Origin of the sequence: Methylobacterium sp. WL12, assembly GCF_008039475.1 — a bacterium.
In the GTDB taxonomy this organism is placed as follows: domain Bacteria; phylum Pseudomonadota; class Alphaproteobacteria; order Rhizobiales; family Beijerinckiaceae; genus Methylobacterium; species Methylobacterium cerastii.
Genome location: NZ_VRUW01000008.1, coordinates 14,755 through 40,081, shown reverse-complemented (window position 1 = coordinate 40,081; position 25,327 = coordinate 14,755). Strand labels below are relative to the sequence as shown.

Sequence of the window (25,327 nt, the reverse complement as noted above, 5' to 3'; positions counted from 1 at the left end):
TTGGGGGGACGGACAGCCGGGGCGGACGGTCCGCGACGGCCAGGGATCAGGACAAGGAGGCGATCGACGATGCGTCGCGCGATCATCCATATCGGAATGCCCCGGACGGGGTCCACATCGCTGCAGCTGGTGCTGGCCACTCTACGTCCGAGGCTGGCGGAGGCCGGGCTGCTCTACCCAGACCTCGCGCCCGAGGGAGCCCGGTCTGGGGCCGACGTCAACCACCAGGGGTTGGGCGAGGCGCTCGACGGCCGGCGGCCGAAGGCGGAGCGCCGCACGATGCTGGCGCGCCTCGATCGGGCGCTCGCCGACACCGACGCCGACACCGTGATCCTCTCCTACGAGGACTTCTCGGTGCAGCGGCCGAGCTTCGGCGTTCCGCGGACGCTGTCCGAGGTGTTCGCCCGGCGCGGCTTCGCGATGGAGGTCGTGATGGCGGTGAAGCCGCCGTTCGAGTTCCTGAACTCCGCCTACGCCCACCGCGCGCAGCTGGTGAAGGAGCCGCGGACCTTCCGCGAATACGCCCGCGCGCATCGCCGCTCCGGGCGCCTCGACTACCGCGCGCTCATCGCCCCGTGGGCACAGACGACGGATGGCGCCGTCACCGCCGTGCCGCTTCGCGACGCGCGCTCCGACGCGACGCTGGTCGAGCGGTTCGTCGCCGCCCTCGGCCTCGCCGGGCGGCTCGGGCCGATGATGGACGCCGCGGTCCTGGGCACCGTGACCAACCGCAGTTCCGGGCCGCTCGCCGTCGAGGCTTCGCGCCGGCTGCGGAGCCTCAGGGTCCACCGGCAGGTGGACGGCCACCCGCGCCGCATCGGTCACGTCCTCGATCAGGCGGCGTGGTCGCGCGGCCTCGATCCCGAGCCGTTCCGCGGCGACGCGCCGGAACTTGCCAAGGAACTCGCCGACCGCTTCGCCGCCACCTGCGCGCGCTTCGCCGAGCTGGCCTGGGGCCTGCCATGGGATCGGGTCGTCGCTGCGGCGCCCGCGCGGGCGCCGAACGAGTGGGCCGGCCGGCCGATCCCGGCGGAGGCCGAAGCGCAGATCGCGCTCCTGATGCGCGAGACCCTGCGCCGTTTCGACTTCCGCAGGCCCCCGGCGTGGCGCCGGGTCCCGGCCGAGTGCGTGGAGCGCGCCACCCTCGGTGCTGCGCGGCTCGCCGGCTTCGAATCGCGCTGGCGGGTCAGCTGAGCGCGGCGCCCGGTCAAGCGAGGCCGGCGAAGAACGCATCGAAGGCGCCCGTCACCGTCGCCGGGTCCTCGAAATGCGGGAAGGCGCCGGTGGGCAGGGCGCGGATCGTCCAGTTCGGCCGGCCGGCGAAACGCGGCGCGTCGCGGAAGTCGACGAAGTCGCCGCGGCTGCCGTGCAGCATCAGCACCGGGAGCGTCAGCGCCTCGTAGAGCGTGGTGGCGTCGGTGGGGAACAGGTAGCCGGCCACGAAGCAGTACGGTGCGTGCCGCGCGCCCGGCTGGTGGGCCGACAGGTGATCGTAGGCGAACAGCCCTTCGTCGATCCGCTTCGAGCCGAAGGTCTTGCGCAGGAAGAAGCGCATGCTCGGGCGGCTGACCAGGAGGGCGAACAACGCCGGCCCGAGGACGGCCGAGTCGACGATCCTGCGGACGCGCGGGCTGCCGCGGTCGCCGCCCGCCGGCCCGCGCCCGGCGAGTCGCCGGTCGAACCCGGTCGGGCTGATCAGGCCGATCGCGCGGTAGACCTCGGGCCGCTCGACCACGGCGCGGGCGAGGTAGGTGGCCGAGAGCGACACCGCGATCGCGTCGACGCGGACGCCGCCGTGCCGCCCGGCGATCTTGGCGGCGACGGCGTGGATCGCGTCCACCATCAGGCGCGGATCGTAGAGGCGGCGCGACCGCTCGGAGAAGCCGAAGCCCGGGAGGTCGAGGGCGTAGACCGGGCGGGCGCCTTGCGCGTGCAGGTAGAGCGGGCGGACCTCGTAGGCGTTGGCGGCGGCGTTGATCGAGTGGATCAGCAGCAGCGGTACGCCCTCGGCCTCGGACGAAGCGTAGAAGCCGACCCGGCCGGCCGCCGTGTCGATCACCTCCCGGCGCCCGGGGAGGGCAGGGGGTAATGCGTCGAGGCTCGTCGCCATCGCCTTGCGCGTCCTTGGAGCTGAGCGGTCGTCGCGACAACGAGGTGGCGGGCTAAACGTTGCCATGCGTCGGGCGGCGGCCGACAGATGGACGGCGGTGTCGTGATCGGCTCTGGCCAGGGCGATCGGGATGGCCGAACGCTGCGTGCGCCGACGGCGCGGGGACGATAAGCCATGGTTCAGACGGAGATCGGCGCGATCGAGCGCGCCACACTGCGCACGGTGACGTGGCGCATCCTGCCGTTCCTGATGCTCGCCTACTTCGTCGCCTTCGTCGACCGGGTGAACGCGGGCTTCGCCGCCCTGCAGATGAATCAGGACATCGGCCTGTCGGCGGCGCAATTCGGCCTCGGCGGCGGGTTGTTCTACGTGTCCTACGTGCTCTGCGAGGTGCCGAGCAACGTCGCGATGGAGCGGTTCGGCGCCCGGATCTGGATCGCGCGGATCATGATCACCTGGGGGCTGGTCTCGGCGGGGATGGCCTTCGTCGTCGGGCCGTTCTCGTTCTACGCGGTGCGGCTGCTGCTCGGAGCCGCCGAGGCCGGGTTCTTCCCCGGCGTGATCCTCTACCTGACCTACTGGCACCCGCGCGCCTATCGCGGGCGGATCGTGGCGATCTTCATGGTCGCGATCCCGATCTCGAGCTTCCTCGGCTCGCCGCTCTCGGCGTGGCTGCTCGGCACCGACGGGATGCTGGGCTTTCGCGGCTGGCAGTGGCTGTTCCTGATCGAGGCGGTGCCGGCGGTGGTGCTCGGCATCCTCGCCTTCATCCTGCTGCCGGACGGCCCGGCCCGCGCCAACTGGCTGACACCGCAGCAGCGCGCCTGGCTCACGGGGCGCCTGGCCGACGAGCGGGCCTCGGTGGTCGAGGGCGCGGCCCGGCCCGCCAGCCACCTCTCGCTGCGGCAGGTGATGACCAACCGCTACGTGCTTGCCGCCTCGCTGATCTATGCCGGCGCCTCGGGGGCGAGCCAGTGCCTGTCGCTCTGGCAGCCGCAGATCATCAAGTCCTTCGGCCTCACCAACCTGGAGACCGGGCTCCTGAACGCGGTGCCCTTCGGCATCGCCTCGGTGCTGATGATCCTGTGGGGACGCTCGTCCGACCGGCGCCGCGAGCGCACCTGGCATACGGCGCTGCCGCTCGGGCTGCTTGCGCTCAGCCTCGGCGCCGCGGTGCTGACGACCCAACTCTGGCCGACGATGCTGATCCTGTGCCTGGCCGTCACCGGCACCTACATGGTGAAGGGCCCGTTCTGGGCGCTCTCGACCGAGTGGCTCTCGGCGGGCGCAGCCGCCGCCGGCATCGCCCAGATCAACGCCATCGGCAACATCGGCGGGTTCCTGGGCACCTACCTGCTCGGCGTGATCAAGGACGCGACCAGCAGCTACCCGCTCGGCCTCCTCCCCCTGGCCATCCTCTCCGCCGCCGGCTGCGCGCTGGTGCTCGGCCTGGGAAAGCCGAAACCGCCGGCAACCGCGGCGGCGCGGGCCTGACGCCCCCCCGAATGGATCGCTGTCGGTCCCGCTCCACCTCGTCATCCCGGGGCTGCGGAGCAGAGCCCGGCATCCAGAGCCGTCGACGGAGCCGACCTGAAGGTCGACCTGCGATTCTGGATCCCGGGCTCGCCTACGCCGCCCCGGGATGACGGTGCGGGTCCGAAAACGCGTTTCGAGAAATCCCGAGTCCTACGAGAGGGGAGCCGCTCCCGATCCGGTCAAGGCATGGCCCGCGTGACCGACGGCGTCGGCGACGGCGTGGCGGCCGCGGCAGCCCCCTTCCAGCGATCCCGAACCGAGGCGAACGCCCGCACGAGCGGCAGCACCGCCTTCGCGAGCCTGATCTGGCCCGGCAGCTGCGGCACGCTCAGCGGCGCGTGTCGCAGCTTCGGGCTCGCGCGCTCGGCCTCCTCCACGACCTGCCCGACGAGGGGCAGGGCGGCGATCCGCGCCGCCTCGTGAGATTGGATGCCGAGGCGGTGCGCCCAGGCCGTCGAGGTGCCGAGGCGGCCGGAGGCGTGAAGACGACGGAGCCGCCGGCGCCAGAGATAGCGGTGCAGCGCCCTCGGCACCGGCTCGAGGCGCGCGTCGCAGAGCGCGCCCGGATCCTCGCAGCGGGAGCGGATGGTGTCGGCGACCCCGCCCGGCGCCCGGCCGGTGAGGCGGGCGGAGATGAACACCATCACCGCCGGGTCGTGGCGAACGCGGAACCCATGGGCGAGAAGGCGGGCGACGAAGGCGCCGTCCTCGCCGAGCGCGATCTCCGGCATGCCGCCGACCCGGAGGTAGGCGTCGCGGCTGACCGCGAGCGTCGCGCCGATGGTGGTGCGGTGGCACGGCCAGGGGTCGTTCGGATCGGGGTCGATCCGCGCCTCGGCCTCGGTCAAGAGCGCGCTGTAGGCGTCTTCCAGCCGCCCGCGGGCCGGAAGCGAGGGCGGAAGCAGGGCCGCCTCCTCGGGGATCAGCTCGACACGGCCCGCGACCGCGTCGGCGCCGGCCGCCAGCGCGCGGAGGTTCGCGAAGACCCAGTCCGGCGGCACGCGGCTGTCGGCGTCGGTGGAGAGGATCGTGCCGGCCTCGGCCAGCCACTCGGCGGCCGCGTCCATCGCCTTGCGCCGGGCCCAGCCGGCATGGGCGCCGGCGAACTCCGCCTCGATCACCCGGACCGGCATGGAGAGGGCCGGCACACGCGCGGCCACGATCCGGGCGGTGTCGTCGGTGCAGTTGTTGAGGAACAGCACCAGGCCGAGGCGGCCCGGTGCGAGGCCTTCCTGAGCGTCGAGCGCGTCGAGGCAGAAGCCGATGCGCTCGGCCTCGTTGCGCACGGGGATGGCGACGATGGTATCAGGTGACCGGGCTGCGATCGTCGTCGGCCGGGTGGCATCGCGCTGGACCGTGTCGGCCATCATCAATCCTCGATCGCCGACGCGCTCCCGGATGGCGATGGTTCGTGTCTCGGAGCGTCGCGGTTCCATCGCCGCCCGCGCCTGTACGCAGGCTGAAAGCGCCTCGGCGGGAGCGGGATCGATCGCGGGCTGAGCCGAATTCTAGCGCGGTGGTGTCTCACGCCGCCTCGATCTCCCCGCTCACCGTCAGCCACTCCTCCTCGGCGACCCCGAGCGCGGCCACGGCATCCGCCCGCATCTTCGCGATCTCGCCGGCCTTGGCGGCGTTCTGGAGGAAGGCGGTGCCGTCGCCCAACGCCGCGTCGATCTTGGCGATGGCGGCGGTGAGCTTCTCCATGCGCGCCTCGAGGCCTTCGAGGCGCTTGCGCAACGGCGCGAGGGCGGCGCGGCGCTCGACCGCCGAGCGGCGGGCCTCGGCCTGCTTGCCGCCGGACGCGTCCTCGTCGCGGGCGGTGTCGCGCTCGGGGCCGGCGAGCACCAGGCGGCGATAGTCGTCCATGTCGCCGTCGAAGGCCTTCACCGAGCCGTCGGTGACGAGCCAGAGGCGGTCGGCGCAGGCCTCGACCAGGAAGCGGTCGTGGCTGACGAGGATGACGGCGCCCTCGTAGTCGTTGATCGCCTCGACCAGCGCCTGCCGGCTCTCGATGTCGAGGTGGTTGGTCGGCTCGTCGAGGATCAGCAGGTGCGGCCCTTCGAAGGCCGCGAGCCCCATCAGCAGGCGGGCCTTCTCGCCGCCCGAAAGCTGCGACACCGGCGTGTCCGCCTTGTTGGCGGGAAACCCGAGCCGGGCGGTGGCGGCGCGCACCCGCGCCTCGGGCGCGTCCGGCATCAGCGTGCGCAGGTGCGCCACCGCGTTCTCGGCCGGGCGCAGCTCGTCGAGCTGGTGCTGCGCGAAGTACGCGACCTTCATCTTCGAGGAGCGGCGAAGCTCGCCCGACAGGGCATCGAGGCGGCCGCCGATCAGCTTGCAGAAGGTCGACTTGCCGTTGCCGTTGGCCCCGAGCAGCGCGACGCGGTCGTCCGGGGCGAGGCTGAGGTTCAGTCCGGAGAGCACGATGCGGTCGGGGTAGCCGGCGGCGACCCGCTCCATCGCGACGATCGGCGGCGAGAGCGGCTTTTCCGGGCTCGGCAGGTGGATGACCGGCACGTCGTCCTCGATCAGCCCGGCGATCGGCACCATCTTGGCAAGCTTCTTCACGCGCGACTGGGCCTGGCGCGCCTTGGTCGCCTTGGCCTTGAACCGGTCGATGAAGCTCTGCAGGTGCGCCCGCTCGGCATCCTGCTTCACCTTGGCCTTGGCCTGCAGCATGCGCTTCTCGGAAAGCTGCTTGGCGAAGGAGGTGTAGCCGCCGCGGTAGATCGTCAGCTTGCCGCGGTCGAGATGGAGGATGTGGTCGACGCTCTCATCGAGCAGGTCGCGGTCGTGGGAGATGATGATCGCGGTGCGCGGATAGCGTTCGAGGTAGTCGTAGAGCCAGATCGTGCCCTCGATGTCGAGGTAGTTGGTCGGCTCGTCGAGCAGCAGCAGGTCTGGCTCGGAGAACAGCACCGCGGCCAAAGCCACGCGCATCCGCCAGCCGCCGGAGAAGTCCGAGCACGGGCGCCCCTGCGCGGCCGCGTCGAATCCGAGGCCGTGCAGGATCGCCGCCGCGCGGGCCGGCGCCGAATGCGCGCCGATGTCCACGAGCCGCGTCTCGATCTCGGCGCGGCGCAGGCCGTCGGCGCCTTCCGCCTCGGCCATCAGCCGCGCCCGCTCGGTGTCGGCGGCGAGGACGACGGCGTGCAGAGTCTCGGGGCCGGCCGGCGCCTCCTGCGCCACCGCGCCGATGCGCATGCCCCTGGGCATCGAGACCGCGCTCGCATCCACCGGCCACTCGCCGAGGATCGCCTTGAACAGCGTGGTCTTGCCGGCGCCGTTGCGGCCGACGAGGCCGACGCGGGCGCGGTCGGGGATGGAGAAGCTCGCGCCGTCGAGGATCAGGCGCTCGCCGATGCGGAGGGTGAGGTCGTTGACGCGGAGCATGGGGCGTTCTGGCGAGGCCGGCGCCCCGTGGCAAGCGCCGGAGGGCAGCGAACGCTCAGACCAGCTCCCAGGCGTCGGGCTCGGCCATCAGCCGGGCCACCAGGGCGTGGTTGAGCTCGTGCCCGGTATGGGCCGCGATCAGCCGCCCGCGGATCGGGTGACCGGCGAGCGCGAGGTCGCCGACGAGGTCGAGGACGCGGTGGCGGACAGGCTCGTCGGCCACCCGCATCCCGCCGAGGATGCGCCCGCGCACGATCATCGCCGCCGAGCGGACGCCGCAGCCCTGCAGGAAGGGTTTTCGCGTGACGAAGCCGTAGGCGCGCCCGAGCATGGCGCGCCAATAGCGGCCGAAGCTCCGCGCCGGCGCGATCTCGGACAGGAACACGTCCGGCGTGATCGTCCCGGACCAGTCGAGCGGGCCGAAATGCGCCAACGCGAGGTGGGCTGAGACGTGGAGCCCGTCATGCGGCTCGATCCGCAAGGTGCGCCGGCCATCCTCCACCTGGACCGTGCGCAGCACCCGGATCGTCCGGCGCGGCGCGCCGTTCTCGATCCGCCCCGCGGCACGGATCGCGCGGCACCAGGGCACGGCGCTGCCGTCGAAGATCGGCAGCTCCTCGGCGTCGATCTCGACGAGCGCCTCGTCGACGCCCTCGGCCGAGAGCGCGGCGAGCAGGTGCTCGACGGTGCGGATCAGCGGTCCCTCCGGGGACCGCAACGCGGTGCACAGCGGCTGGCGCTCGCGCAGCGACCACGAGGCCGGCACGTCGACCGTGCGGCCGTCGCGCAGCGTTCGGCGGAAGACGACGCCGTGGCCGGGCGGCGCAGGGCCGACGCGGACGGTGGCGCGGCGCCCGGTGTGGAGCCCATGTCCCGACAGGGAGAACGCGGCGCCGAGCGTCGCGCGGAAGGGGCCGGCCGACGTCGAGAAGAGGTCCGGCGCGGATCGTTCGGAGGGAAAGGCTGGAGGCATCGGGTCGGGGGGCGGCTGACGCTGCATTCCGGGTTCCGGGCACCCTCGCAGGCCGTGCGGGCTTTATACCTAAAGTCATCCGGCAGGGTCAGGAAATCACGGCCTCGTGCCGTCTAGGGCGGCACCATCCACCCTCATCGGCCGCCGTCGGCTTGACCGGTGACGACCCGGTCGTCACGATCTTGCAACACATTCGACGACGCGACGCTCCGGGTCGGCTGCGCGGACTTCTAGACGGTCCGCGGCGCGACGGTCCCGGCGCATCGCGAAGGGACCGGTTTTCGATGGCGCGGCTCTCCACCATTCCGTTCTTCAAGGAGCCGGGCATCGAGCTCGCGCCCTTCGAGACGCGCTGCCACTGGCGCCGCTTCGACGAGAACGAGGTGTTGGTCGACTTCGACGACGTGTCTACCGACGTGTACTTCCTGGCCACCGGCGAGGTCCGGATCCTCAACCGCACGCAATCCGGCAAGGAAGTGATCCTGGGCGAGATGCGCGGCGGCGCGTTCTTCGGCGAGCTGTCGGCGCTGGACGGCGTCGGCCGCTCGGCCAACGTCACGGCGCTCACCCGCGGCGAGCTCTGCGTCGTCCCGGCCTCGGTGTTCCGCCAGATGGTGTTCGCCTCCGAGCCCATCGCCGACCGGCTGTTCCGTCTCCTGACCAAGCGCGTGCGCGAGCTGAACACCCGCCTGATGGAGCACGCGCTGCTCGACCTGCGCCACCGGCTCTACGCCGAGCTGCTGCGGCTCTCGGTGCCGCGGGCGGGCGGGGGCGACGAGCGGGTGGTGACGCCGCCGCCCTACCACCACGTGCTCGCAGCCCGCATCGGCTGCCGCCGCGAGCAGGTGACCCGCGAGTTCACGGTGATGGCCGCCGAAGGCCTCGTCGACCGCACCCGCGGCGCCCTGGTGATCCGCCGGCCGGACTTGCTGGAGGCCCGGGTCGCCGAGGCCCTGCGCGAGGACAGCTGAGGCCTTGCCCGCGCCGCTGCTGCGACTGGAGACCCTGACCAAGCGGTTCGGGAGCGGGATCGCGGTCGACGCCGTGTCCCTCGACCTGGCGGCGTCCGAGTTCTTCTGCCTGCTCGGCCCCTCGGGCTGCGGCAAGAGCACGTTGCTCCGCCTCGTCGCCGGGTTCGAGGCTCCGGATTCGGGCGCGATCCGCCTCGGGGACGAGGACCTTACCGCGCTGCCGGCCCATCGCCGGCCGGTGAACATGATGTTCCAGTCCTATGCGCTGTTCCCGCACATGAGCGTCGGGCGCAACGTCGCCTACGGGCTGAAGGGCCTCGCCCACGGCCGCGCGGCGACGACCGAGCGGGTCGCGGCGCTGCTTCGCCTCGTGCGCCTCGACGGCTATGCCGACCGCGCCCCGGCGACGCTCTCGGGCGGCCAGCGCCAGCGGGTGGCGCTCGCTCGCGCCCTCGCCCGCGAGCCGCGGGTGCTGCTCCTGGACGAGCCGATGGCGGCCCTCGACCGGAGCTTGCGCGAGGAGACGCAAGGGGAGCTGCGCGCCCTGCAGCGCCGGCTCGGCACCGCCTTCGTCGTCGTCACCCACGACCCCGCCGAGGCGATGACCCTCGCCGACCGCGTCGGCGTGATGGATCGCGGCCGGCTCGTTCAGGTGGGGCGCCCCGCCGACCTCTACCGCCGGCCGGCCACGCGCTTCGTCGCGGGCCTGCTCGGCGACGTGAACCTGATCCCCGGCCGCCTCGGGGCGGACGCGCCCGGCCCGCACCGCGCCGTCGAGACCGCATTCGGGACCTGGCTCGGGCGCGCACCCGAGGCGCCGCTCGCGGCCGGCGCCGCCGTCGTCCTGGCAGTCCGCCCCGAAGATCTGCGCCCGAAAGATCTGCGCCCCAAAGATTTGCGCCTCGGCGGGGAGGGCGCGCCCGCGACGCTGATCGAGGAGACCTTTCTCGGCGATCGCATCCGCCGCGTCCTCCGCCTCGCCGACGGCACCCTCCTGCGCGCGACCGCCGCGCCGGGCGAGGGGGCACCGGCCGTGGGCGAAGCGGTCGCGATCCGCTTCGCCCCCGACGCCGCGACGATCCTGCCGGCATGAGAGGACCGGCGATCCCTACGATCGTCGTCATGCCTATCTCCGACGACGACCCGCCTTCCCCCTGAAGCGGGCAGAGCGATCGCACATGGCTTTTCCAGCCCTCGCTGCGGTGAGGGTGGTGCGTCGACGCCTGGTGGAAGCCAATCGGGGGTTGATGCGTGCAGTGCAGGACTTGTCCACGACGGCTCGGGACCTCGCCCTCCTGCGCCGTCTCGCCCTCGACGTCGTCGGCCGCGACGAGAAGAAGGCCCCTGTGCACACCAAGCGACGACTGGCCGGGTGAAAGGACGACGACCTCGGCTCGACGCACAAGTCCGAGACATCCGACAAAACCGCCCCGTCCCTGCTTGACCCAACAGACGGTCGCTCATCATCGCATGCAGGAACGGCCCAAATCGGGGCGGGCTCGGGACGATCTTGACAAAATTCCTACAACATGCCTATAACCCCATCACGCGCTGCACGGCGCCGGGGCTGCGTTTCGTCCCGGTGCCGCCGTCAGGAGCCGGCCCGGTGATCGACGGGGCGGTCGGCAGCGTGGCGGCTCCCGGGTCGTCGGTCGGTCAGCCGGCGGCGCGGGCATCGTGGGGCAGGGACACAGAGCGGCGGGTTCACCCGCATGCCGTGGCCCGGAGTGACCGGACCCGCCTAGCGGGTCTGGGCTCGTGCTCGCGCGGGAAGGCTTAGGCGCGACCGACCGCTCACGCGGACGCGGACGCGCGACAGGCGTTCGAGGTTTTACGCCTCCTGCCCCGCGTTGTGTGGCTACGATCGAACCAGCCGCGACGCCAAATCGGCGCCGACGCCCGCGTTCCGGGCCCGGCTCCGCGGGACGCCGGGGAACCGGCTAAACGCGCATCATCACAGGGTTCCGCGGCGTCCCGCGTCTCCTGTTTCGTGAGGGTCGGGCCATGCCGCCGGCGGACTTTTGTTCGCGCGGGGTGGTTTTGGTGTGTCGCGACCACGACGCGCATCATCCTCCCTTCTTTGCGTGGGGAGGGAACGCGTGGCGGCTTCGCATGTGCAATGTATGAACGTCGTCGCATCGGAGATTGTGGTTCGGGTGAGGTTCTCGAAATGATCCCCCTGTCGCGCGCGCGAAGCCTACAGGCCCTGCTTCGCCTGCCGGTCTGGCTCTGGCTCGGCGCGTTCTTCCTGGTGCCGTTCGTCATCACCTTGAAGATCAGCCTGTCGGAGCCGGCCACCGCGATGCCGCCGTACCTGCCGGTGCTCGACTGGCGGGGCGGGGCGGGGGATTGGTCGGACTTCCTCCAGGCCTTGAACGTCGAGAACTACGTCACGCTTGCCACCGACGCGCTCTATCGCGACGCGGCCCTGGCCTCGGTGGCCTACGCGCTGGCGGCGACGATCATCCTGGCGGGCATCGCCACCCCGCTCGCCTACGCCATCGCCCGGAGCCCGGCGGGGCGTCAGCCGCTGCTCGTCGCCCTCGTCGTGGTGCCGTTCTGGACGAGCTTCCTGATCCGGGTCTACGCCTGGATCGCGATCCTGAAGCCGGAAGGCCTGCTCAACCTCGGGCTGATGCGCCTGGGGCTGATCGGACAGCCGCTAGAAATCCTGAATACCCCCGTCGCAGTGCTCATCGGCCTCGTCTACGCCTACCTGCCGTTCATGGTGCTGCCGCTCTACGCCGTGCTGAGCCGCCTCGATCCGGCTTTGCGCGAGGCGGCCGCCGACCTCGGCGCCTCGCCGACCCGGGTGTTCCGGACGGTGACGCTGCCCCTCGCGCTCCCCGGCCTGCTGGCCGGCGGAGCGCTCTGCTTCATCCCCATGGTCGGCGAGTTCGTGATCCCGGACCTGCTCGGCGGCTCCGAGACGCTGATGCTCGGGCGCGTGCTGTGGAGCGAGTTCTTCTCCAACCGCGATTGGCCGCTCGCCTCGGCGGTGGCGATCCTGCTGGTCGTCCTCGTGGTCGGCCCGGTGGTGCTGTTCCGCGACGCCGCCGCCGAGGCCGCGAGCGGCGAGGGCTCGGGCAGAGAGATCCCGGGCAGAGAGGGCGCATCATGAGCGTGCTGACCCGATCCGTCCTGATCCGTGCCGTGCTGATCTCAGGGTTCGGCTTCCTCTACGCGCCGATCCTGGTGCTCGTCGCCTACTCGTTCAACGCGTCGGCGCTGGTCACGGTGTGGGGCGGGTTCTCGACCCGGTGGTACGGTGTGCTGCTCGCAGACGGGCCGTTGCTCGAATCCGCCTGGATGTCGCTGCGGGTCGCGACCCTGTCGGCCGCAATCGCCACCGCGCTCGGCACGCTCGCCGCCCTCGCGCTCGCCCGCCACGGCCGCTTCCGCGGGCGGACGCTGTTCACCGGCCTCGTCACCGCGCCGATGGTGATGCCGGAGGTGATCACCGGCCTGTCGCTGCTGCTGCTCTTCGTCGGAATCGGGCTCGACCGCGGGATGGGGGCGATCGTCGTCGCCCACGCGACGCTGGGCACCGGCTTCGTCGCGGTGGTCGTCGCCGCGCGCCTGCGCGGGCTCGACCGCGACCTGGAGGAGGCCGCGGCCGACCTCGGGGCCGGGCCGTTCCGGGTCTTCGCGACGGTGACGCTGCCGCTCCTGGCCCCCGGCATCGCCGCCGGGTTCCTGCTCGCCTTCACCCTGTCGCTCGACGACCTCGTTGTCGCGAGCTTCGTCTCCGGGCCGGGCGCGACCACCCTGCCGATGCGGCTCTACAGCCAGGTCCGCCTCGGGGTGAACCCGGAGATCAACGCCGCCTCGACGCTCCTGATCGCCGCGGTCGGCCTCGTGGTCGGCGCCGCGACGTGGCTCGGCGCCCGGCGGGGCGGCCGAGCCACGTCGTAGAACCTCAGGCGAGCCCCACCGTGTAGGCCGCCTCGGTCTTGCCGCGGATCTCGTCCTCGGTGACGCCGTCCGCGAGCTCGATCAGCCGCATCCCGCCGTCGCCGTGCTTGTCGATCGTGAACACGCCGAGATCGGTGATGACGAGGTCGACCACGTGCGTGCCGGTGAGCGGCAGGTCGCATTCCTTGAGCAGCTTGGGGCTCTCGGTGCCGTCCTTGTTCTTCGCCACGTGTTCCATGACGACGACGACGCGCTTGACGCCGGCCACGAGGTCCATGGCGCCGCCCATGCCCTTCACCATCTTGCCGGGGATCATCCAGTTGGCGAGGTCGCCGTTCCCGGCCACCTGCATGGCGCCGAGGATCGACAGGTTGATGTGCCCGCCGCGGATCATCCCGAAAGAATCGGACGAGGAGAAGTAGCTCGTCGTCGGCAGCGCCGTGATCGTCTGCTTGCCGGCGTTGATCAGGTCGGCGTCTTCCTCGCCTTCGAGCGGGAACGGGCCCATGCCGAGCATGCCGTTCTCCGACTGTAGCTGAACCGACATCCCGTCGGGGATGTAGTTGGAAACCAGGGTCGGGATGCCGATCCCGAGGTTGACGTAGAAGCCGTCCTCCAGCTCCTTCGCGGCACGTGCCGCCATCTGTTCGCGGGTCCAGGCCATTTTCGTGTTCCCTCTTGCCTGATCAGATCTGGCCGCCGCCGGCCGCCGCGGGCGCGGCTTCGGCGCGCTTGCGCACCGTGCGCTGCTCGATCCGCTTCTCGCGTCCCGGCACGTGGATGATGCGCTTCACGAAGATGCCGGGCGTGTGGATGTCGTCGGCGTCGATCTCGCCGGGCTTCACCAGGTGCTCGACCTGCGCCACCGTCATGGTCGCGGCGGTGGCCATCATCGGGTTGAAGTTCCGGGCGGTCTTCCGGTAGCGGAGGTTGCCCTCGGTGTCGCCGGTGTGGGCGTGGATGAGCGCGAGGTCCGCGAACAGGCCGCGCTCCATCACGAAGTGCTCGCCGTCGAACTCGCGCACGTCCTTGCCCTCGGCGACCTTGGTGCCGACGCCGGTCTTGGTGAAGAAGGCCGGGATGCCGGCTCCGCCCGCGCGGATGCGCTCGGCGAGCGTCCCCTGCGGGTTGAACTCGATCTCGAGTTCGCCGCCGAGATACTGCCGGGCGAACTCCTTGTTCTCGCCGACATAGGACGAGATCATCTTGGAGACCTGCCGCGTGTCGAGCAGCTTGCCGAGGCCGACGCCGTCGATGCCGGCGTTGTTCGAGACGATGGTCAGGCCCTTCACGCCCGATTCGCGCACCGCCTCGATCAGTTCGTCGGGGATGCCGCAGAGGCCGAAGCCGCCGCACATCACCATCATGTCGTTCTTCAGCAGCCCCGCGAGCGCCGTCGTCGGATCCGCATAGACCTTCTTCATGGACGTTGAACCCTATCAAGGCCCGCGCGCGACGGCGCCGACAATCGTTTCCGCGAAAGCTGTCTCCGATTCCGACGCGCCGGTAAAGGCGCCCGGTGCCGGGAATCAAAGCGCCGGCATGCGTTCGAAGGCGGCGGGGACGGCCGGGCGCCGCGGGCAGACAAAGCCGATCGAAGGCTTTAAGGGAATCACCCGAACGGTCCGATGCAGGACGGCTGGGGGGAGCCTGAAACATCTAAGGACGCGTTCGTCGTCCCCCGTCGCGCCTACGCCGCCCCTCGGCAGGCCCGCGACGTGCCCGCCCGGAGTGCAATGTCGCCGCGCCGCCTCCTCATCGCCGTCGGCCTCGCGTCGGTGGCCGCCCTCGTGGCGGGCTTGGCGACCCTGCCCTGGCCGGTCGGCACCCCGACGGCGGCGGCCTTCGTCAGCCGCGGCCTGCGCGAGTTCGGCCTCGCGCTCACCGCGGAGGGCGCGACGACGATGACGCTACTCCCGCTTCCGCGCCTGAGCTTCACCCGCACCCGGATCACCGGGGCGCAGGCCGGCGGACCTGCCCTGATCGAGGGCGGCAGCCTCGACCTCGACCTCAATCCGCTCGCCCTGCTCTCGGGCCAGGCCGACCTCGGCTCGGTCGCGCTGGGCGGCGCCACCATCCACATGCCCGACGGCGCCGACGACCCGCGCTGGGCCGAGCCCGCCCGCCGCATCGGCGCGCGCCTAGCCCAAGGCGGCACCAACCATCCGCGCCGGATCACCTTGAGCGGCACCACCCTCGATTCCGCGAATCCGGGAGCCGGCGCGCAGGCGGTCGACCTGACCCTCGCCTGGCCGATCTGGAGCGCCAGCCTCGACGCGGCCGCGACCCTGACCTGGCGCGGCGCGCGCACCAGCGTGGCGGTCGTCGGCCTGCGCGCGGGCGACCTCCTGGCCGGAGCCGCGTCGCCCTTCGCCCTGAACGCCGCGTGGCCCACGGGGAGCCTGTCGGCCGACGGCACCGCCACCACCGCGGGCGGCTTCGCGATGCAGGGGCGGGGACGGGTCGAGACGCGCTCGTTGTCCGAGACGATGGCCTGGATCGGCGGCGACGTGGCGCTGGCGCCCTTCATCCGGACCCTCGTGCTCGACGGCCGCTTCGAGACCGCCGGCCGGACCCTGTCGTTCTCGAGCCTGCGCGCGACCCTCGGCGACGACGTGCTCGAAGGCGCGGGCTCGATGAGCTTCGGCGAGGCCCGCACCGCGGTCCAGGCCACGCTCGCCGCCGACAGCCTCAACCTCGCGCCCCTGCTCGGCGGGCTGATGCAGGTCTTCGGCACCGCTCCGGCGGATGACGGCACCGCGGAGCCGGCCCGGCCGGTGGCCCTGGCGCCGCTCACCGGCGGCGACCTCGACCTGCGCATCTCGGCCGCCGAGAGCCGAATTGGCCCGGTCCTCCTCAGCGACCTCGCCGCGAGCGTGCTGGTGCGGCCGGGCTCGATCGAGGTCGCGCTCAACCGCGCCGGGCTGCAGGGCGCGACCCTGAAGGGCCGGGTCGCCCTCTCGGCCGCCGGCGCAGACGGCGGCGAGACCGAGGTGAAGGCGCAGGGCGCGTTCGACCGGCTCGACCTCGGATCGCTCCTCCTCGACCTCGGGGAGGCGCGCTGGGTGCTCGGCGGCACGCAAGGCCAGTTCACCCTGGAGAGCAGCGGGCGCGACACCGCGGACCTCGCGGCGCACGTCGCCGGGCGGGCGGGCTTCACCATCGACGGCGGCGTGCTGGCCGGGATCGACCTCGTCGACGTCCTGCACCGCAACGGGGCGATCGCGCCCGGAGCGCTCGCCCGCCGCAACGGCCGCACGCCGTTCGAGCGCGCCGCGATCGCCCTGCGCTTCGCCGACGGCATCGGCGAGATTGGCGAGGGCACTTTGAAGACCGCGAGCCTCACCGGCATCCTGCGCGGGCAGATCTCGCTCCCCGCGCGCAGCGTCAGCGCCCGGGCGGAGCTCGGCCCGAAGGCCGGCGGCGACCCCGGCCGCCCGGGGCTCGCCTTCGAGATCGTCGGCCCGTGGGATGCCGTGCGCGTCCGGGCCGCGCAGAAGGCGGCCGAGCCGGAGCGGCGCGACGAAGGGCCGGCGTCGCTGCACGTGCCGACCTCGGTCGTGATCCCGGGCACCGCGCGCGCCTACGCACCCTAATCCGCCGAGCCCGGCCGAGTCATACCAAATCCGGTTGATCCCTTCGGGATGGCGGATTTAGGCTTCGCTCAGGCTCCGCGCGGGCTTGCCTGATACGGCCTCCGCTTTGATCAAGCGGAATCCGTATCAGTCGGCCGGGTTTTCGGCTTCAGCCCGGGCCAGCGCCCGCCAGCGCAGCACCAAGGCCTCGAAAGCCGCGAGGTCGTCATCGCCGAGCCGTCCCAGCGTCTGCCCGACATAGGCCGCCTGCGCCGCCAGCCCCTGCGCGGCGAGGTCGGCCCCGGCCGGCGTGAGGTGGAGCGCGTGCGAGCGCCGGTCGCCGGGGATCGGCCGCCGCTCGACGAGCCCAGCCTCGACCAGGCGGTCGATCAGGCCGGAGACGTTGCCCTTCGTCACGTAGAGCCGGGCCGCGAGATCCTGCTGGGTCAGGCCCTCGCGCTCGGTCAATGTGGAGAGCACATCGAATTGTGGGATCGACAGGCCGAGGCCGCGCAGCCGCGCGCTCATCGCCGCGGTCACGCGCCGGTTCAGACGGATGAAGCGGAACCAGACGCGCAGGGGGTCCGCGGCGTCTACGGGGTCCGGATCGGGGGCGGGGAGGGAACGCGGCATCGCGCACGAGGCTATAGCAGACCGGGCGGTCCCCGCGAGTGGCGCAGCTAAGCCCTGGCCGGTATAACCTTCGCATCCCCTGCAACCCCACACGAGCCATGCGCCGCCTTCTCGTCGAGGAACCCGTCACCCGCGCCGGCCCGCTCGCACGGTGGACCGCCCTGTTCTCGCTCGTGGTCTCCGGGATCGCGATCGTGCTGGTGCGCGATCCCCGCACCGAGGCCGGGCCGGCACTGGCGACCCTCGCCGCCGGCCTTTGCGTGGCACTGGTGGCCGTGGCGCTCGCCGCGTACGCCTTCGTCCGGATCTGGCGGGAGGGCGCCCGCGGCCTCGGCGCCGCGATCGGCGGCCTCGTCCTCGCCATGCTGGTCCTGGCCTACCCGGCCTACGCGGCGCTCCGCGGATTCCGGCTGCCCGCGCTGACCGATGTGACCACCGACATCGACAACCCGCCAGCCTTCTCGCGCTCGCGCGCCGCCTTCGCCGCCCGCAACGGAGGCTATCCGCCCGATCCCGGTCCGCAGGCCCGCGAGAAGCAGCGCGCCGCCTACCCGCAGATCGCGCCGCTGACCCTAGACATCGGCGCCGACGAGGCGTTCGAGCTGGCGCGTAAAGCCGCCGTGAACCGCAAGTGGCAGATCGTCGAGGCGATACGCCCCGGCGGGCGGGTCGGAAACGGCCGGATCGAGGCCGTCTCGCGCAGCCTCATCCTCAACCTACCCGACGACGTCACCATCCGCGTCCGGCCGCGCGCCGACGGCGCTCGCATCGACGTCCGCTCCGCCTCGCGGCTCGGCACCAGCGACCTCGGCGTCAACGCCGACCGCATCCGAGCCTATCTCGACGAGGTCGCAAACCTCGCGCTCGCGGTGAAGTAGCGGCCTGCGGCCCGGCGCCTCAGCCGACTGCCGGAGTGACCGGCCGGAAGACGCCGTCGAGCCGCGGCGGGCCGTCCGTGGCCACGAGCCCGCGCGCGACGAGGTCCTCGAGGTGGGCGAAGACCGACAGCGCCGCCGCGCCGCGCAGGCGCGGATCGAGGCTCTGGTAGGTAGCGGTGACGATCGCCGGGATCGTGTCGTCGCCAGCAGTGATCCGCGCACGGATCGAGGCCTCGCGGTGGCGGCGGTGGTTGGCGAGCCCCCGGACGAACCGACGGGGGTTGCGCACCGGCCCCCCGTGTCCCGGCCAGTACACGGTTTCGTCGCGGCCCCGGAGCTTGTCGAGGGAATCCATGTAGGCGCGCATCGAGCCGTCGGGCGGCGCGACGATGCTGGTCGACCACGCCATCACGTGGTCGCCGGAGAACAGAGCCACCTCCTCCGGCAGGGCGAAGGCGAGGTGGTTCATGGTGTGCCCCGGCGTCTCGACGGCGACCAGCGTCCAGCCCGACCCGTCGAGCGTGTCGCCCTCGTGCATCGGCCGGTCGGGGACGTGGTCGCGGTCGGCGGCGGCGTCGAGATGGCCGACCTCGCCCTCGGCGAGCGGGCGCGCCGCCCGGTGCGGCAGGCAGCCGACGATCGGCGCGCCGGTGCGCGCCTGAAGCAGGCGTGCGCCCGGCGAATGGTCGCGATGGGTATGGGTAACGACGATCGCGGAGACCGTCTCGGACCCGAGGTCGGCCAGCACCGCGTCGACGTGGCCGGCATCCTCCGGCCCCGGATCGATCACCGCGACCTGCCCATGCCCGACGACGTAGGTGCAGGTGCCGCTCGCCGTGAACGGACCGCCATTGGGCGCAACGCGACGGCGGACCAGTGGGCTCAGCGTCTCCAGGCGGCCATTCGCGGGCATCGCCGTCTCGAAGTCCGGCGCGTCACCGCCCTCATTCGTCTCCGCCATCGTAGGCCCCTGTCGCTCCCGAACGACCCGGGGCTACGCGATCGCGGCACCGTGGACAATCGAGCGCGGGACGGTACACGATCGCGGCGCGCCGTCACCGGAACGGGGAGGGCGTGACCACGCGGATCTCGTCCTGGGCGCCGACGGCGCGGGCCGGGATGCGGAAGCCATCGCCGACGGAGGCGACCTGCACGAGGCTCGCCCGCTCGGCGGTGCGCAGCGTCCTGCGAAAGGCGCGCGCTTCGGCGTCACGCCGGATCGCGCCGACCTTGGCCTCGATCCGCCGGCTCTGGCCGCGCGTGATCGCGGCTTGCCGAAAGTCGACGAGGGCGACCGAGCCCGAACGGCTGCGCGTCACCACGTCGGCGCTGTCATGGGTGGCGACGACGTCGCCCTTGCGCAGCGTCAAGTCGTTGGCGACCGGCAGCGGGGTAGTGCCGGGCGCGGCCTGGCAGGAGCAGTTCTCCACGCGACGCTGGCGGTATATGTTGGCGAGTGCCGAGGCACGGTACGGCAGGCCCTGCGGGCTGATCGCGCGGTCGAGTTCGGTTTCGCGTGCGCCGAGGGTGTAGACGTTCGTCGGCGCACCAGGACAGGCGGCGGCGCAGGCCGCCTCGTGGACCGGCATGTCCGCCCGCGCTCCGAGGGTGCCGAGGGGAAAGAGGTAGCCGTCGCACATCCGCACGCAGACCGTGCGCCGCCCGGTGGAGGCGACGGCCACGGTGACCGGTGCCGCACGTTCCGAGCGAGCCCGTGCCCGCGCCCGGCGCGACCGGCCGAGCGCAAGGTCGGCCACGGGACGCGGCGTGTGGTAGAGCGGACGCGGAACGCCGAGGCGGCGGCCGTTGGGCAGGTTGGCGTAGCGTCCGGGCCGGTGCACCTGAGGCGCGGGCTGCGGCAGGGCCGGCGCGAACAGCTCTTGGAAGAAGTCGAACAAGCCGCCGCGCTCGGACGCCTGCACGAGGCTCGAGCCGATCGTGACGCTGCCGAGCCCGAGAATCAGACCCGCAACCGCAGTGCCGATCATCTGCCGCCGCGTTCCTCCGGAGCCGTAAAACGCACTCCACCGCGCCCAGAACGCCATGCTTCGTCAGATCCCAATCAGTCCGGCACGCCGGCCCGGCGAGGGCGGGGCGGTCGGGGCCGACTTAAAGACCAGTTATGCCGAGCGGCAAGTGCGTAAGACAACCGAGCTGATCACAACATCGCTGCGATCAGGAGCAGGAATAGGCCGGTCGAACCAGCGATCGGCGTTAAGGTTACAGCCGTTTCGACTTGCTGGACCCAGCTCGTCGTCCTCGACCCTTGCGGGATCGGCGCGGTGGATGGCACGGCTCTCGAACTTTCTCCGTCACGGAAAACCGGTGGACAGCGCATGAAAAAGCCGCCCCGGAGGGCGGCTCGCAGAAAGACCCAGGATGAGCTCGGGTGCGATCAGGGCCGGCGTACCGGTCCGTTGCTCCGAACGCGCACCGGAACGAGGCGCGCCTCCGGCTGCGGGACCAGGGCGCCCAACACTTCCTCGACGCCGCGTGCGGCGGCTCCGGCGGCGGAGCTGACGATATCCGTGAGGCGCTGGACGAGGGCGGAGGCGTTTCTCATCGCTGTTCTCTGGTTTCGGACCTGGGATGAGGAACGCCGGGCCGGATCGATCCGTTCCGGCTGCGGCCTCGTGCCCACTCCGACAATATGGCGTGACATGCGCGCTGGCGCGAGGGGTCGATCGAGGAATTCGGCGAATCACCGGCACCCGGGCCGCAACTCTCATTTTTCGTGTGTGCAGGCATTCGAAGTCGCGGAACCGAAACAACGACTTGACGTTTGGGATGTCAGAAGGTCGCGGCCAAGCCCGCGTCCATGTTTTCAAGGACAATGCAGATGCTCGGATGGGCCGTTACGTTCCTCGTCGTGGCCCTCGTGGCCGCTCTGCTCGGTTTCGGCGGCATCGCCGGAACGGCGATGGAAGCCGCGAAGCTGGTGTTCTTCGTCGCGATCGTCCTGTTCGCCATCTCCGCCGTGATCGGCTTGATGCGCGGCCGTTCGCCGACGCTCTGACACGCGCTGGGTGACGAAGACTGATACAAGATTCCGCAGGCGCTCAACGCGCCGCGGGATCTTCTAGGAAGGAGCCGGAGCGCCTCAGGGTGACTCCGGCTCCTTCGCGTCGAGGCGTTCGATGAGGTCGCGGAAGCGATCCGGGACGGGTTGCTGGATGAGGCCGTCGTAGAGGGAACGCAGCGTGTTTCCGATACGAGCCTGGGCATGATCGCTGAGGCGGGACGATCCGCGGTGCCGACCCGCAGAGTCGGGAACGATCGTCCGAGAGACCCCGCCGCCGTCGGCGATGCCATCGCCCGCACGGCCACGGCCGATCGGCCTCTCGGCTTTCGCAGCGTCGGTCATCCTCGCGCCCCCTGGTGCCGTTCACGGCATCTCGTCACGAGCCATGCCCGCATTGTCTTGAAGCGCGACATACGCCATGGCTGCACCAGCAACGCCGACGGGCGGAGGCGGTTCCGCACCCGCCCGGAACGGAGTCGGATGCCCCGCGTTGGGGCGGCAGGTTGAATAGCAGGCCGACAAGGCACAGGGGATCGTATGTCGACATCGCAACTCGTGGTGCAGCACCTGCCCTACCTGCGGCGCTATGCGCGCGCGCTGACGGGCAGCCAGGTGGCGGGCGACGCCTACGTCGCCGCGACCTTGGAGACGCTGGTCAACGAGCCGGATACGCTCGGCCGCAGCAAGAACGTGAAGGCCGACCTGTTCCGCGTGTTCACGCGTATCTGGAACTCCCTGTCGGTCAACGGCCGCAGCGAGCAGGTGCAGCACGATCTCCCCGCCGAGGTCCGGCTCGGTCAGATCACGCCGCTGCCGCGCCAGGCCTTCCTGCTCTCCTGCCTCGAGGGATTCTCGGAGGAGGACGCGGCGATCATCCTCGACGTCGATGTCAGCCAAGTCCGCGACCTCGTCGATGAGGCGGGCCGCGAGCTCGCCGCCGACATGGCGACCGACATCCTCATCATCGAGGACGAGCCGCTGATCGCCATGGACCTCGAGGCGTTGGTCGAAGGGCTGGGTCACAACGTCATCGGCGTCGCCCGCACCCGCACCGAGGCGGTCAAGATCGCCTCCGACAGTAAGCGCCCCGGCCTGATCCTCGCCGATATCCAACTCGCCGACGGCTCGTCTGGCCTCGACGCGGTGAACGACCTGCTGAAGACCTTCGAGGTTCCGGTGATCTTCATCACCGCCTACCCCGAGCGCTTCCTCACCGGCGAGCGGCCCGAGCCGGCCTTCCTCATCGCCAAGCCGTTCCAGCCCGCCAACGTCTCGGCCGTCATCAGCCAAGCGCTGTTCTTCCAGCAGACGGCGCGGCGGCGGGAAGCCAAGTCCGCCTGAGATCCGGGCGGCGGCCCGGCCGCCTGCGCTTCGGTCCCCGAAACGACGAAACCCTGGCTCGCGCCGGGGTTTTTGTTGCCCGCACGCCCAGATGGTGACCGGGCACAAAAAAACGGGCCGGAGAGATCTCCGACCCGTCGATAAGGTTCCGGCCGATGCACAAGGGGAATGCGGGGAGGACCAGGTAGCCGGGTGCTTCATCAACGAGCGCCACCCCAGTGAGTTCCGATACGCTGCGCTTTTTCGACGTGTGTGGCGTTGACGCCACGACGGCCGCCTGTGGATAAGATGCGCGGATCGCTGCAGTGATTCGAAAAATCCGACCTCAATACTGATTCCGGCGAAAGCGCGGCAGTGGCGGAACCGGATCACGGAAGACGCGTTTTCGAATCATCCTGTCAAGCTCCCACTCGGAGATCACGACGATGCTTCGGTCAGGCTTCCTTCTCGGCGTGAGCGCACCGGCCGCCATCCTGACGTTGCTCGTCCACCCGATGGTGCAGGCCGGCGCCGACCAGTGGGTTCCGGCGACGCCTATCGTGGCTCCGGCATCGTTCGAGGCGCGTCCGTTGCCCGGCATGCGCCCCGTGTCGCTGGCGATCCGGCCGAGCCGCGTGGCGAGCCTCCAGGCCGGGCCGAACCGTGCCATGCCGGCCGCAATGGAGACGGCACAGGAGATCGGGACGAAGCCGCCGCTGAAGCCGCGCATGCGGATGCGGATGCGCGAGGGTTGCGAAGCGGCCCTGAGTTCCCTCGTCGGCCCCGAGGCCCGCCGCATGATCCCGGGTCGCTGCATTTCCTAATCGATACGTCGTACTAGTACGTTTCACTGAGACCGACCAACGCAAAGGCCTGCCCCAATGCCTGGGGCGGGCCTTTGCGTTTTCCGTCACCGAAACCGAGCACAAAAAAAGGCGCCTGCCCTCGGAGGGCAGGCGCCGCCTATCGCCGACGGCAATCGATTATTCGGCGCCGTCGCGTCCGGTGCCGGTCGCCTGGCCGCCCTTGCGACCGGCAGACGAGGCCAGCTCGCGATCCTGCGAGAAGGACCGCTTCTCGGCTGGCACGCTGCGGCCACCCTTGCTGGCGATCTCGCGCTGGCGCTCGAGATCCATCGACGCAAAACCTCGCTTGGAGGTCGAATTACCGGATGCCATCAGCTCCTCCTCAGGCTTCTCTTCACCCTTTCACAACCTTCGCCAGTATCCGAAGGTTCCTCTCACGCTTCTGCAACAAGCTTAGCCGCAACTACGCCGGTGCGATGGCGTTGGAACACAGAAGGCGCGGGGCGCGAGCATTCTCCGCCCGCTTCGAACAAGGTGTTTTCGAGCATGACGAATCGCGAGATGGTGTCCGCCGCGGCCCGGGCTTCGGCTGAGGCCGCGCCGAAGCCGAAAACGACGGCGCTTCCGCCCATGCCCGCGGACGAGGGCAGCGCGACGCCGACGACCCACGAGGAGCCGATCGACTCGCCGCAGCCGAACGCCAGCGTGAAGCGCGATCCTCCGAGTGACGAGAAGCCCGGCCTGTCCACCAAGCGCTGAGTACGCTCAGGCCTGCCGCGGACGACGGGCGAGGAACACGATGCCGCCCGCCATCGCGAGGATCGTCGCAGCCGCAGCGATGCTGAGGATGCGACGTATCATAGGCGTGTAGATGCCGGTGGCGGCGTCGTAGCCGTAGCAGAGCAGGACGAGCCGGTCGGAGAGGCTGCCCGTGCGACCCTCGCCGGCTTCGACGAGAGCGAGCCGCAAATCGCCGCCGTTCAACGCCAGGGGCGAAAGGACGCGGGCGACGCGGCCGTCCCCGGCCAGCAGGATCGCGGCGGCGGGGTGGGCGAAGCTGTCGGTACCTGCGTCGTAGACGAAGTCGTAGCCAAGTGCCCGGGTCAGCCTGTCCACCGCCCCGGCGTCGCCGACCAGGGCGGCCGCCTTCGCCTCGAGCGCCGGGTCGCCAAGTTCGGTGCCGAGCATGTGCCGGGCGGCGGCCGCGTCGTCCCGCGGATCTATGCCGACGAGGATCAGGCTGTAGTCGCGGCCGGCGACGAGCCTCGTCGCGGCCAGCGCCGCCCCGGACATCGCCAGCATCGGATCGCAGACGTTGCCGCAGGTGTAGTCAACCGGCAGCATCAGCGTCGGCCGACCGCCCAAAGCCGCACCCAGGGTGGTCGGCCGGTCGCCCGACGCGTCGGTGAACGCGAGGTCAAGGGGGACTCGGGCACTCGAGGGTGGCGCGACCGAGACGCGGGCGAGTTCGATCCGGTTCAGGCGGGCGGCCGCCGGCGCGACGGCGAGCGGCAGGCCGAGCACGAGCAGCGCGAGGAGGGACGCAGCAAGGCGAAGACGGCGGGCGCGGCGCATGGCACCTCCTGTGGGCCTCCGCATGCCCGATCCCATGCGGCGCGGCATCCGGGGCAAGCCGTCGCAGCATGCCCCAGCAACGTGTGGGCTGGACAAGATCGCCGCAAGCCGCATGGATGACGCGGCCGGCCCCATCACGAGATCCGGCGCGGTCCGGAGTCCCACCCATGACCCTCGATACGGAGGTTACCTCCCTTCGACAGGTGCCGCTGTTCCGCGAGGTCGAGCCGTCGCGGCTGAAGCTCCTCGCCTTCACCAGCGAGCGGGTACACTTCGAGCCCGGCCAACAATTCTTCACCCGCGGCGACGCGGCGGACGCCGCCTACCTGATCCTGGAAGGCAGCGCCGCCGTGACCATCGACGGCGCCGCCGGGCCGGTGCGGCTCGCCCTCCTCGGCGCAAACGCGCTGGTCGGAGAAATGGGCATCCTGGCCGACCAGCCGCGCTCGGCCACCGTGACGGCCGAAACAGCGGCGACGGCCCTGCGCATCGACCGCGGCGTGTTCCTCGAGCTGCTGGCGCAGTTTCCTCAGATCAGCATCGCGCTAATGCGCGAACTCGCCCTGCGCCTAGAGCAAACGAACCAGGCGCTGGCGCAGAGCCGCGGCTGAAGCCGCGGGCGG

At 71.3% G+C, this 25,327-nt stretch carries 27 protein-coding genes; 14 read left to right on the top strand and 13 right to left on the bottom strand.

Going from position 1 to position 25,327, the window contains the following annotated elements; genetic code table 11:
- Positions 1–69 precede the first annotated feature (69 nt).
- A complete protein-coding gene (locus FV226_RS05275; RefSeq protein WP_147762058.1) occupies positions 70–1,194 on the top strand; it encodes a hypothetical protein in 1,125 nt (374 codons plus the stop codon).
- Positions 1,195–1,207: 13 nt separating this feature from the next.
- Here the strand turns inward: FV226_RS05275 and FV226_RS05270 are convergent, their stop codons facing one another.
- Positions 1,208–2,110, bottom strand: a complete 903-nt coding sequence (locus FV226_RS05270; RefSeq protein ID WP_147762057.1) for an alpha/beta hydrolase — start codon at positions 2,108–2,110, stop codon at positions 1,208–1,210.
- A 174-nt stretch (positions 2,111–2,284) separates the two neighbouring features.
- Between FV226_RS05270 and FV226_RS05265 the strand changes: the two genes are divergently transcribed.
- The gene (locus tag FV226_RS05265; protein WP_147762056.1) at positions 2,285–3,604 is read left to right on the top strand and encodes an MFS transporter; all 1,320 of its coding nucleotides are present in this window, start codon (positions 2,285–2,287) and stop codon (positions 3,602–3,604) included.
- A gap of 221 nt (positions 3,605–3,825) precedes the next feature.
- Here the strand turns inward: FV226_RS05265 and FV226_RS05260 are convergent, their stop codons facing one another.
- The 3 genes from FV226_RS05260 to FV226_RS05250 form a co-directional block, all read right to left on the bottom strand.
- Positions 3,826–5,013, bottom strand: a complete 1,188-nt coding sequence (locus tag FV226_RS05260; RefSeq protein WP_147762118.1) for a glycosyltransferase — start codon at positions 5,011–5,013, stop codon at positions 3,826–3,828.
- Between the two features lie 157 nt (positions 5,014–5,170).
- Positions 5,171–7,036, bottom strand: a complete 1,866-nt coding sequence (locus tag FV226_RS05255; protein ID WP_147762055.1) for an ABC-F family ATP-binding cassette domain-containing protein — start codon at positions 7,034–7,036, stop codon at positions 5,171–5,173.
- A 55-nt stretch (positions 7,037–7,091) separates the two neighbouring features.
- The gene (locus FV226_RS05250) at positions 7,092–8,036 is read right to left on the bottom strand and encodes a UDP-3-O-acyl-N-acetylglucosamine deacetylase (protein ID WP_348644086.1); all 945 of its coding nucleotides are present in this window, start codon (positions 8,034–8,036) and stop codon (positions 7,092–7,094) included.
- A gap of 257 nt (positions 8,037–8,293) precedes the next feature.
- Here FV226_RS05250 and FV226_RS05245 point away from each other — a divergent pair, with 257 nt between their 5' ends.
- From FV226_RS05245 to FV226_RS05230, 5 genes are all read left to right on the top strand, one after another.
- Positions 8,294–8,980, top strand: a complete 687-nt coding sequence (locus tag FV226_RS05245; protein ID WP_147752229.1) for a Crp/Fnr family transcriptional regulator — start codon at positions 8,294–8,296, stop codon at positions 8,978–8,980.
- Positions 8,981–8,984: 4 nt separating this feature from the next.
- Positions 8,985–10,073: an ABC transporter ATP-binding protein gene (locus FV226_RS05240; RefSeq protein ID WP_246691498.1), complete on the top strand. Its 1,089-nt coding sequence runs from the start codon at positions 8,985–8,987 to the stop codon at positions 10,071–10,073.
- Positions 10,074–10,227: 154 nt separating this feature from the next.
- A complete protein-coding gene (locus FV226_RS28895) occupies positions 10,228–10,356 on the top strand; it encodes a hypothetical protein (protein WP_281406021.1) in 129 nt (42 codons plus the stop codon).
- A gap of 794 nt (positions 10,357–11,150) precedes the next feature.
- Positions 11,151–12,101, top strand: coding sequence for an ABC transporter permease subunit (locus FV226_RS05235; RefSeq protein ID WP_246691497.1), 951 nt, complete (start codon positions 11,151–11,153; stop codon positions 12,099–12,101).
- The gene (locus tag FV226_RS05230) at positions 12,098–12,895 is read left to right on the top strand and encodes an ABC transporter permease subunit (protein ID WP_147762053.1); all 798 of its coding nucleotides are present in this window, start codon (positions 12,098–12,100) and stop codon (positions 12,893–12,895) included. The genes FV226_RS05235 and FV226_RS05230 overlap by 4 nt, the downstream gene beginning before the upstream one ends.
- A 4-nt stretch (positions 12,896–12,899) precedes the next feature.
- On the opposite strand, the gene FV226_RS05225 is transcribed toward FV226_RS05230, so the two are convergent.
- The gene (locus tag FV226_RS05225; RefSeq protein ID WP_147752225.1) at positions 12,900–13,559 is read right to left on the bottom strand and encodes a 3-oxoacid CoA-transferase subunit B; all 660 of its coding nucleotides are present in this window, start codon (positions 13,557–13,559) and stop codon (positions 12,900–12,902) included.
- Positions 13,560–13,581: 22 nt separating this feature from the next.
- Positions 13,582–14,319, bottom strand: coding sequence for a CoA transferase subunit A (locus tag FV226_RS05220; RefSeq protein WP_147762052.1), 738 nt, complete (start codon positions 14,317–14,319; stop codon positions 13,582–13,584).
- 204 nt (positions 14,320–14,523) lie between these two features.
- On the opposite strand from FV226_RS05220, the gene FV226_RS05215 reads away from it, so the two are divergent.
- The gene (locus tag FV226_RS05215) at positions 14,524–16,491 is read left to right on the top strand and encodes an AsmA family protein (RefSeq protein WP_246691496.1); all 1,968 of its coding nucleotides are present in this window, start codon (positions 14,524–14,526) and stop codon (positions 16,489–16,491) included.
- Between the two features lie 126 nt (positions 16,492–16,617).
- On the opposite strand, the gene FV226_RS05210 is transcribed toward FV226_RS05215, so the two are convergent.
- Positions 16,618–17,103 carry a MarR family transcriptional regulator gene (locus FV226_RS05210; protein ID WP_147762051.1) on the bottom strand — a complete coding sequence of 162 codons (486 nt, stop codon included), beginning with the start codon at positions 17,101–17,103 and terminating at the stop codon, positions 16,618–16,620.
- A gap of 98 nt (positions 17,104–17,201) precedes the next feature.
- Here FV226_RS05210 and FV226_RS05205 point away from each other — a divergent pair, with 98 nt between their 5' ends.
- Positions 17,202–17,981, top strand: a complete 780-nt coding sequence (locus FV226_RS05205; RefSeq protein WP_147762050.1) for a DUF1499 domain-containing protein — start codon at positions 17,202–17,204, stop codon at positions 17,979–17,981.
- A gap of 19 nt (positions 17,982–18,000) precedes the next feature.
- Here the strand turns inward: FV226_RS05205 and FV226_RS05200 are convergent, their stop codons facing one another.
- The 3 genes from FV226_RS05200 to FV226_RS27875 all read right to left on the bottom strand — a co-directional run bounded on the left by FV226_RS05200 (position 18,001) and on the right by FV226_RS27875 (position 20,544).
- The gene (locus FV226_RS05200; RefSeq protein ID WP_147753115.1) at positions 18,001–18,942 is read right to left on the bottom strand and encodes an MBL fold metallo-hydrolase; all 942 of its coding nucleotides are present in this window, start codon (positions 18,940–18,942) and stop codon (positions 18,001–18,003) included.
- A 94-nt stretch (positions 18,943–19,036) separates the two neighbouring features.
- Entirely contained in the window at positions 19,037–19,969 is a 933-nt protein-coding gene (locus FV226_RS05195) for a DUF2865 domain-containing protein (RefSeq protein ID WP_187278705.1), read from the bottom strand.
- Between the two features lie 407 nt (positions 19,970–20,376).
- Positions 20,377–20,544 (bottom strand): hypothetical protein, encoded by a 168-nt coding sequence (locus tag FV226_RS27875; protein ID WP_187275180.1) that lies wholly within the window; start codon positions 20,542–20,544, stop codon positions 20,377–20,379.
- Positions 20,545–20,820: 276 nt separating this feature from the next.
- On the opposite strand from FV226_RS27875, the gene FV226_RS05190 reads away from it, so the two are divergent.
- Positions 20,821–20,997: a DUF1328 domain-containing protein gene (locus FV226_RS05190; protein WP_003599466.1), complete on the top strand. Its 177-nt coding sequence runs from the start codon at positions 20,821–20,823 to the stop codon at positions 20,995–20,997.
- Positions 20,998–21,081: 84 nt separating this feature from the next.
- Here FV226_RS05190 and FV226_RS05185 read toward each other — a convergent pair whose 3' ends face one another.
- Complete coding sequence (locus FV226_RS05185) at positions 21,082–21,345, bottom strand: NepR family anti-sigma factor (protein ID WP_147753117.1); 264 nt, start codon at positions 21,343–21,345, stop codon at positions 21,082–21,084.
- 195 nt (positions 21,346–21,540) lie between these two features.
- Between FV226_RS05185 and FV226_RS05180 the strand changes: the two genes are divergently transcribed.
- On the top strand, positions 21,541–22,344 hold the full coding sequence (locus FV226_RS05180; RefSeq protein WP_147762048.1) for a response regulator: 804 nt from the start codon (positions 21,541–21,543) through the stop codon (positions 22,342–22,344).
- A gap of 425 nt (positions 22,345–22,769) precedes the next feature.
- Positions 22,770–23,147 (top strand): hypothetical protein, encoded by a 378-nt coding sequence (locus FV226_RS05175; protein WP_147762047.1) that lies wholly within the window; start codon positions 22,770–22,772, stop codon positions 23,145–23,147.
- A gap of 159 nt (positions 23,148–23,306) precedes the next feature.
- On the opposite strand, the gene FV226_RS05170 is transcribed toward FV226_RS05175, so the two are convergent.
- Positions 23,307–23,501: a KGG domain-containing protein gene (locus tag FV226_RS05170; RefSeq protein ID WP_147753119.1), complete on the bottom strand. Its 195-nt coding sequence runs from the start codon at positions 23,499–23,501 to the stop codon at positions 23,307–23,309.
- 258 nt (positions 23,502–23,759) lie between these two features.
- Here FV226_RS05170 and FV226_RS29060 point away from each other — a divergent pair, with 258 nt between their 5' ends.
- A complete protein-coding gene (locus FV226_RS29060) occupies positions 23,760–23,888 on the top strand; it encodes a hypothetical protein (RefSeq protein ID WP_348644085.1) in 129 nt (42 codons plus the stop codon).
- Between the two features lie 6 nt (positions 23,889–23,894).
- Here FV226_RS29060 and FV226_RS05160 read toward each other — a convergent pair whose 3' ends face one another.
- Positions 23,895–24,704: an SCO family protein gene (locus FV226_RS05160; RefSeq protein WP_147762045.1), complete on the bottom strand. Its 810-nt coding sequence runs from the start codon at positions 24,702–24,704 to the stop codon at positions 23,895–23,897.
- Between the two features lie 167 nt (positions 24,705–24,871).
- Here FV226_RS05160 and FV226_RS05155 point away from each other — a divergent pair, with 167 nt between their 5' ends.
- The gene (locus FV226_RS05155; RefSeq protein WP_147762044.1) at positions 24,872–25,315 is read left to right on the top strand and encodes a Crp/Fnr family transcriptional regulator; all 444 of its coding nucleotides are present in this window, start codon (positions 24,872–24,874) and stop codon (positions 25,313–25,315) included.
- Positions 25,316–25,327 lie beyond the last annotated feature (12 nt).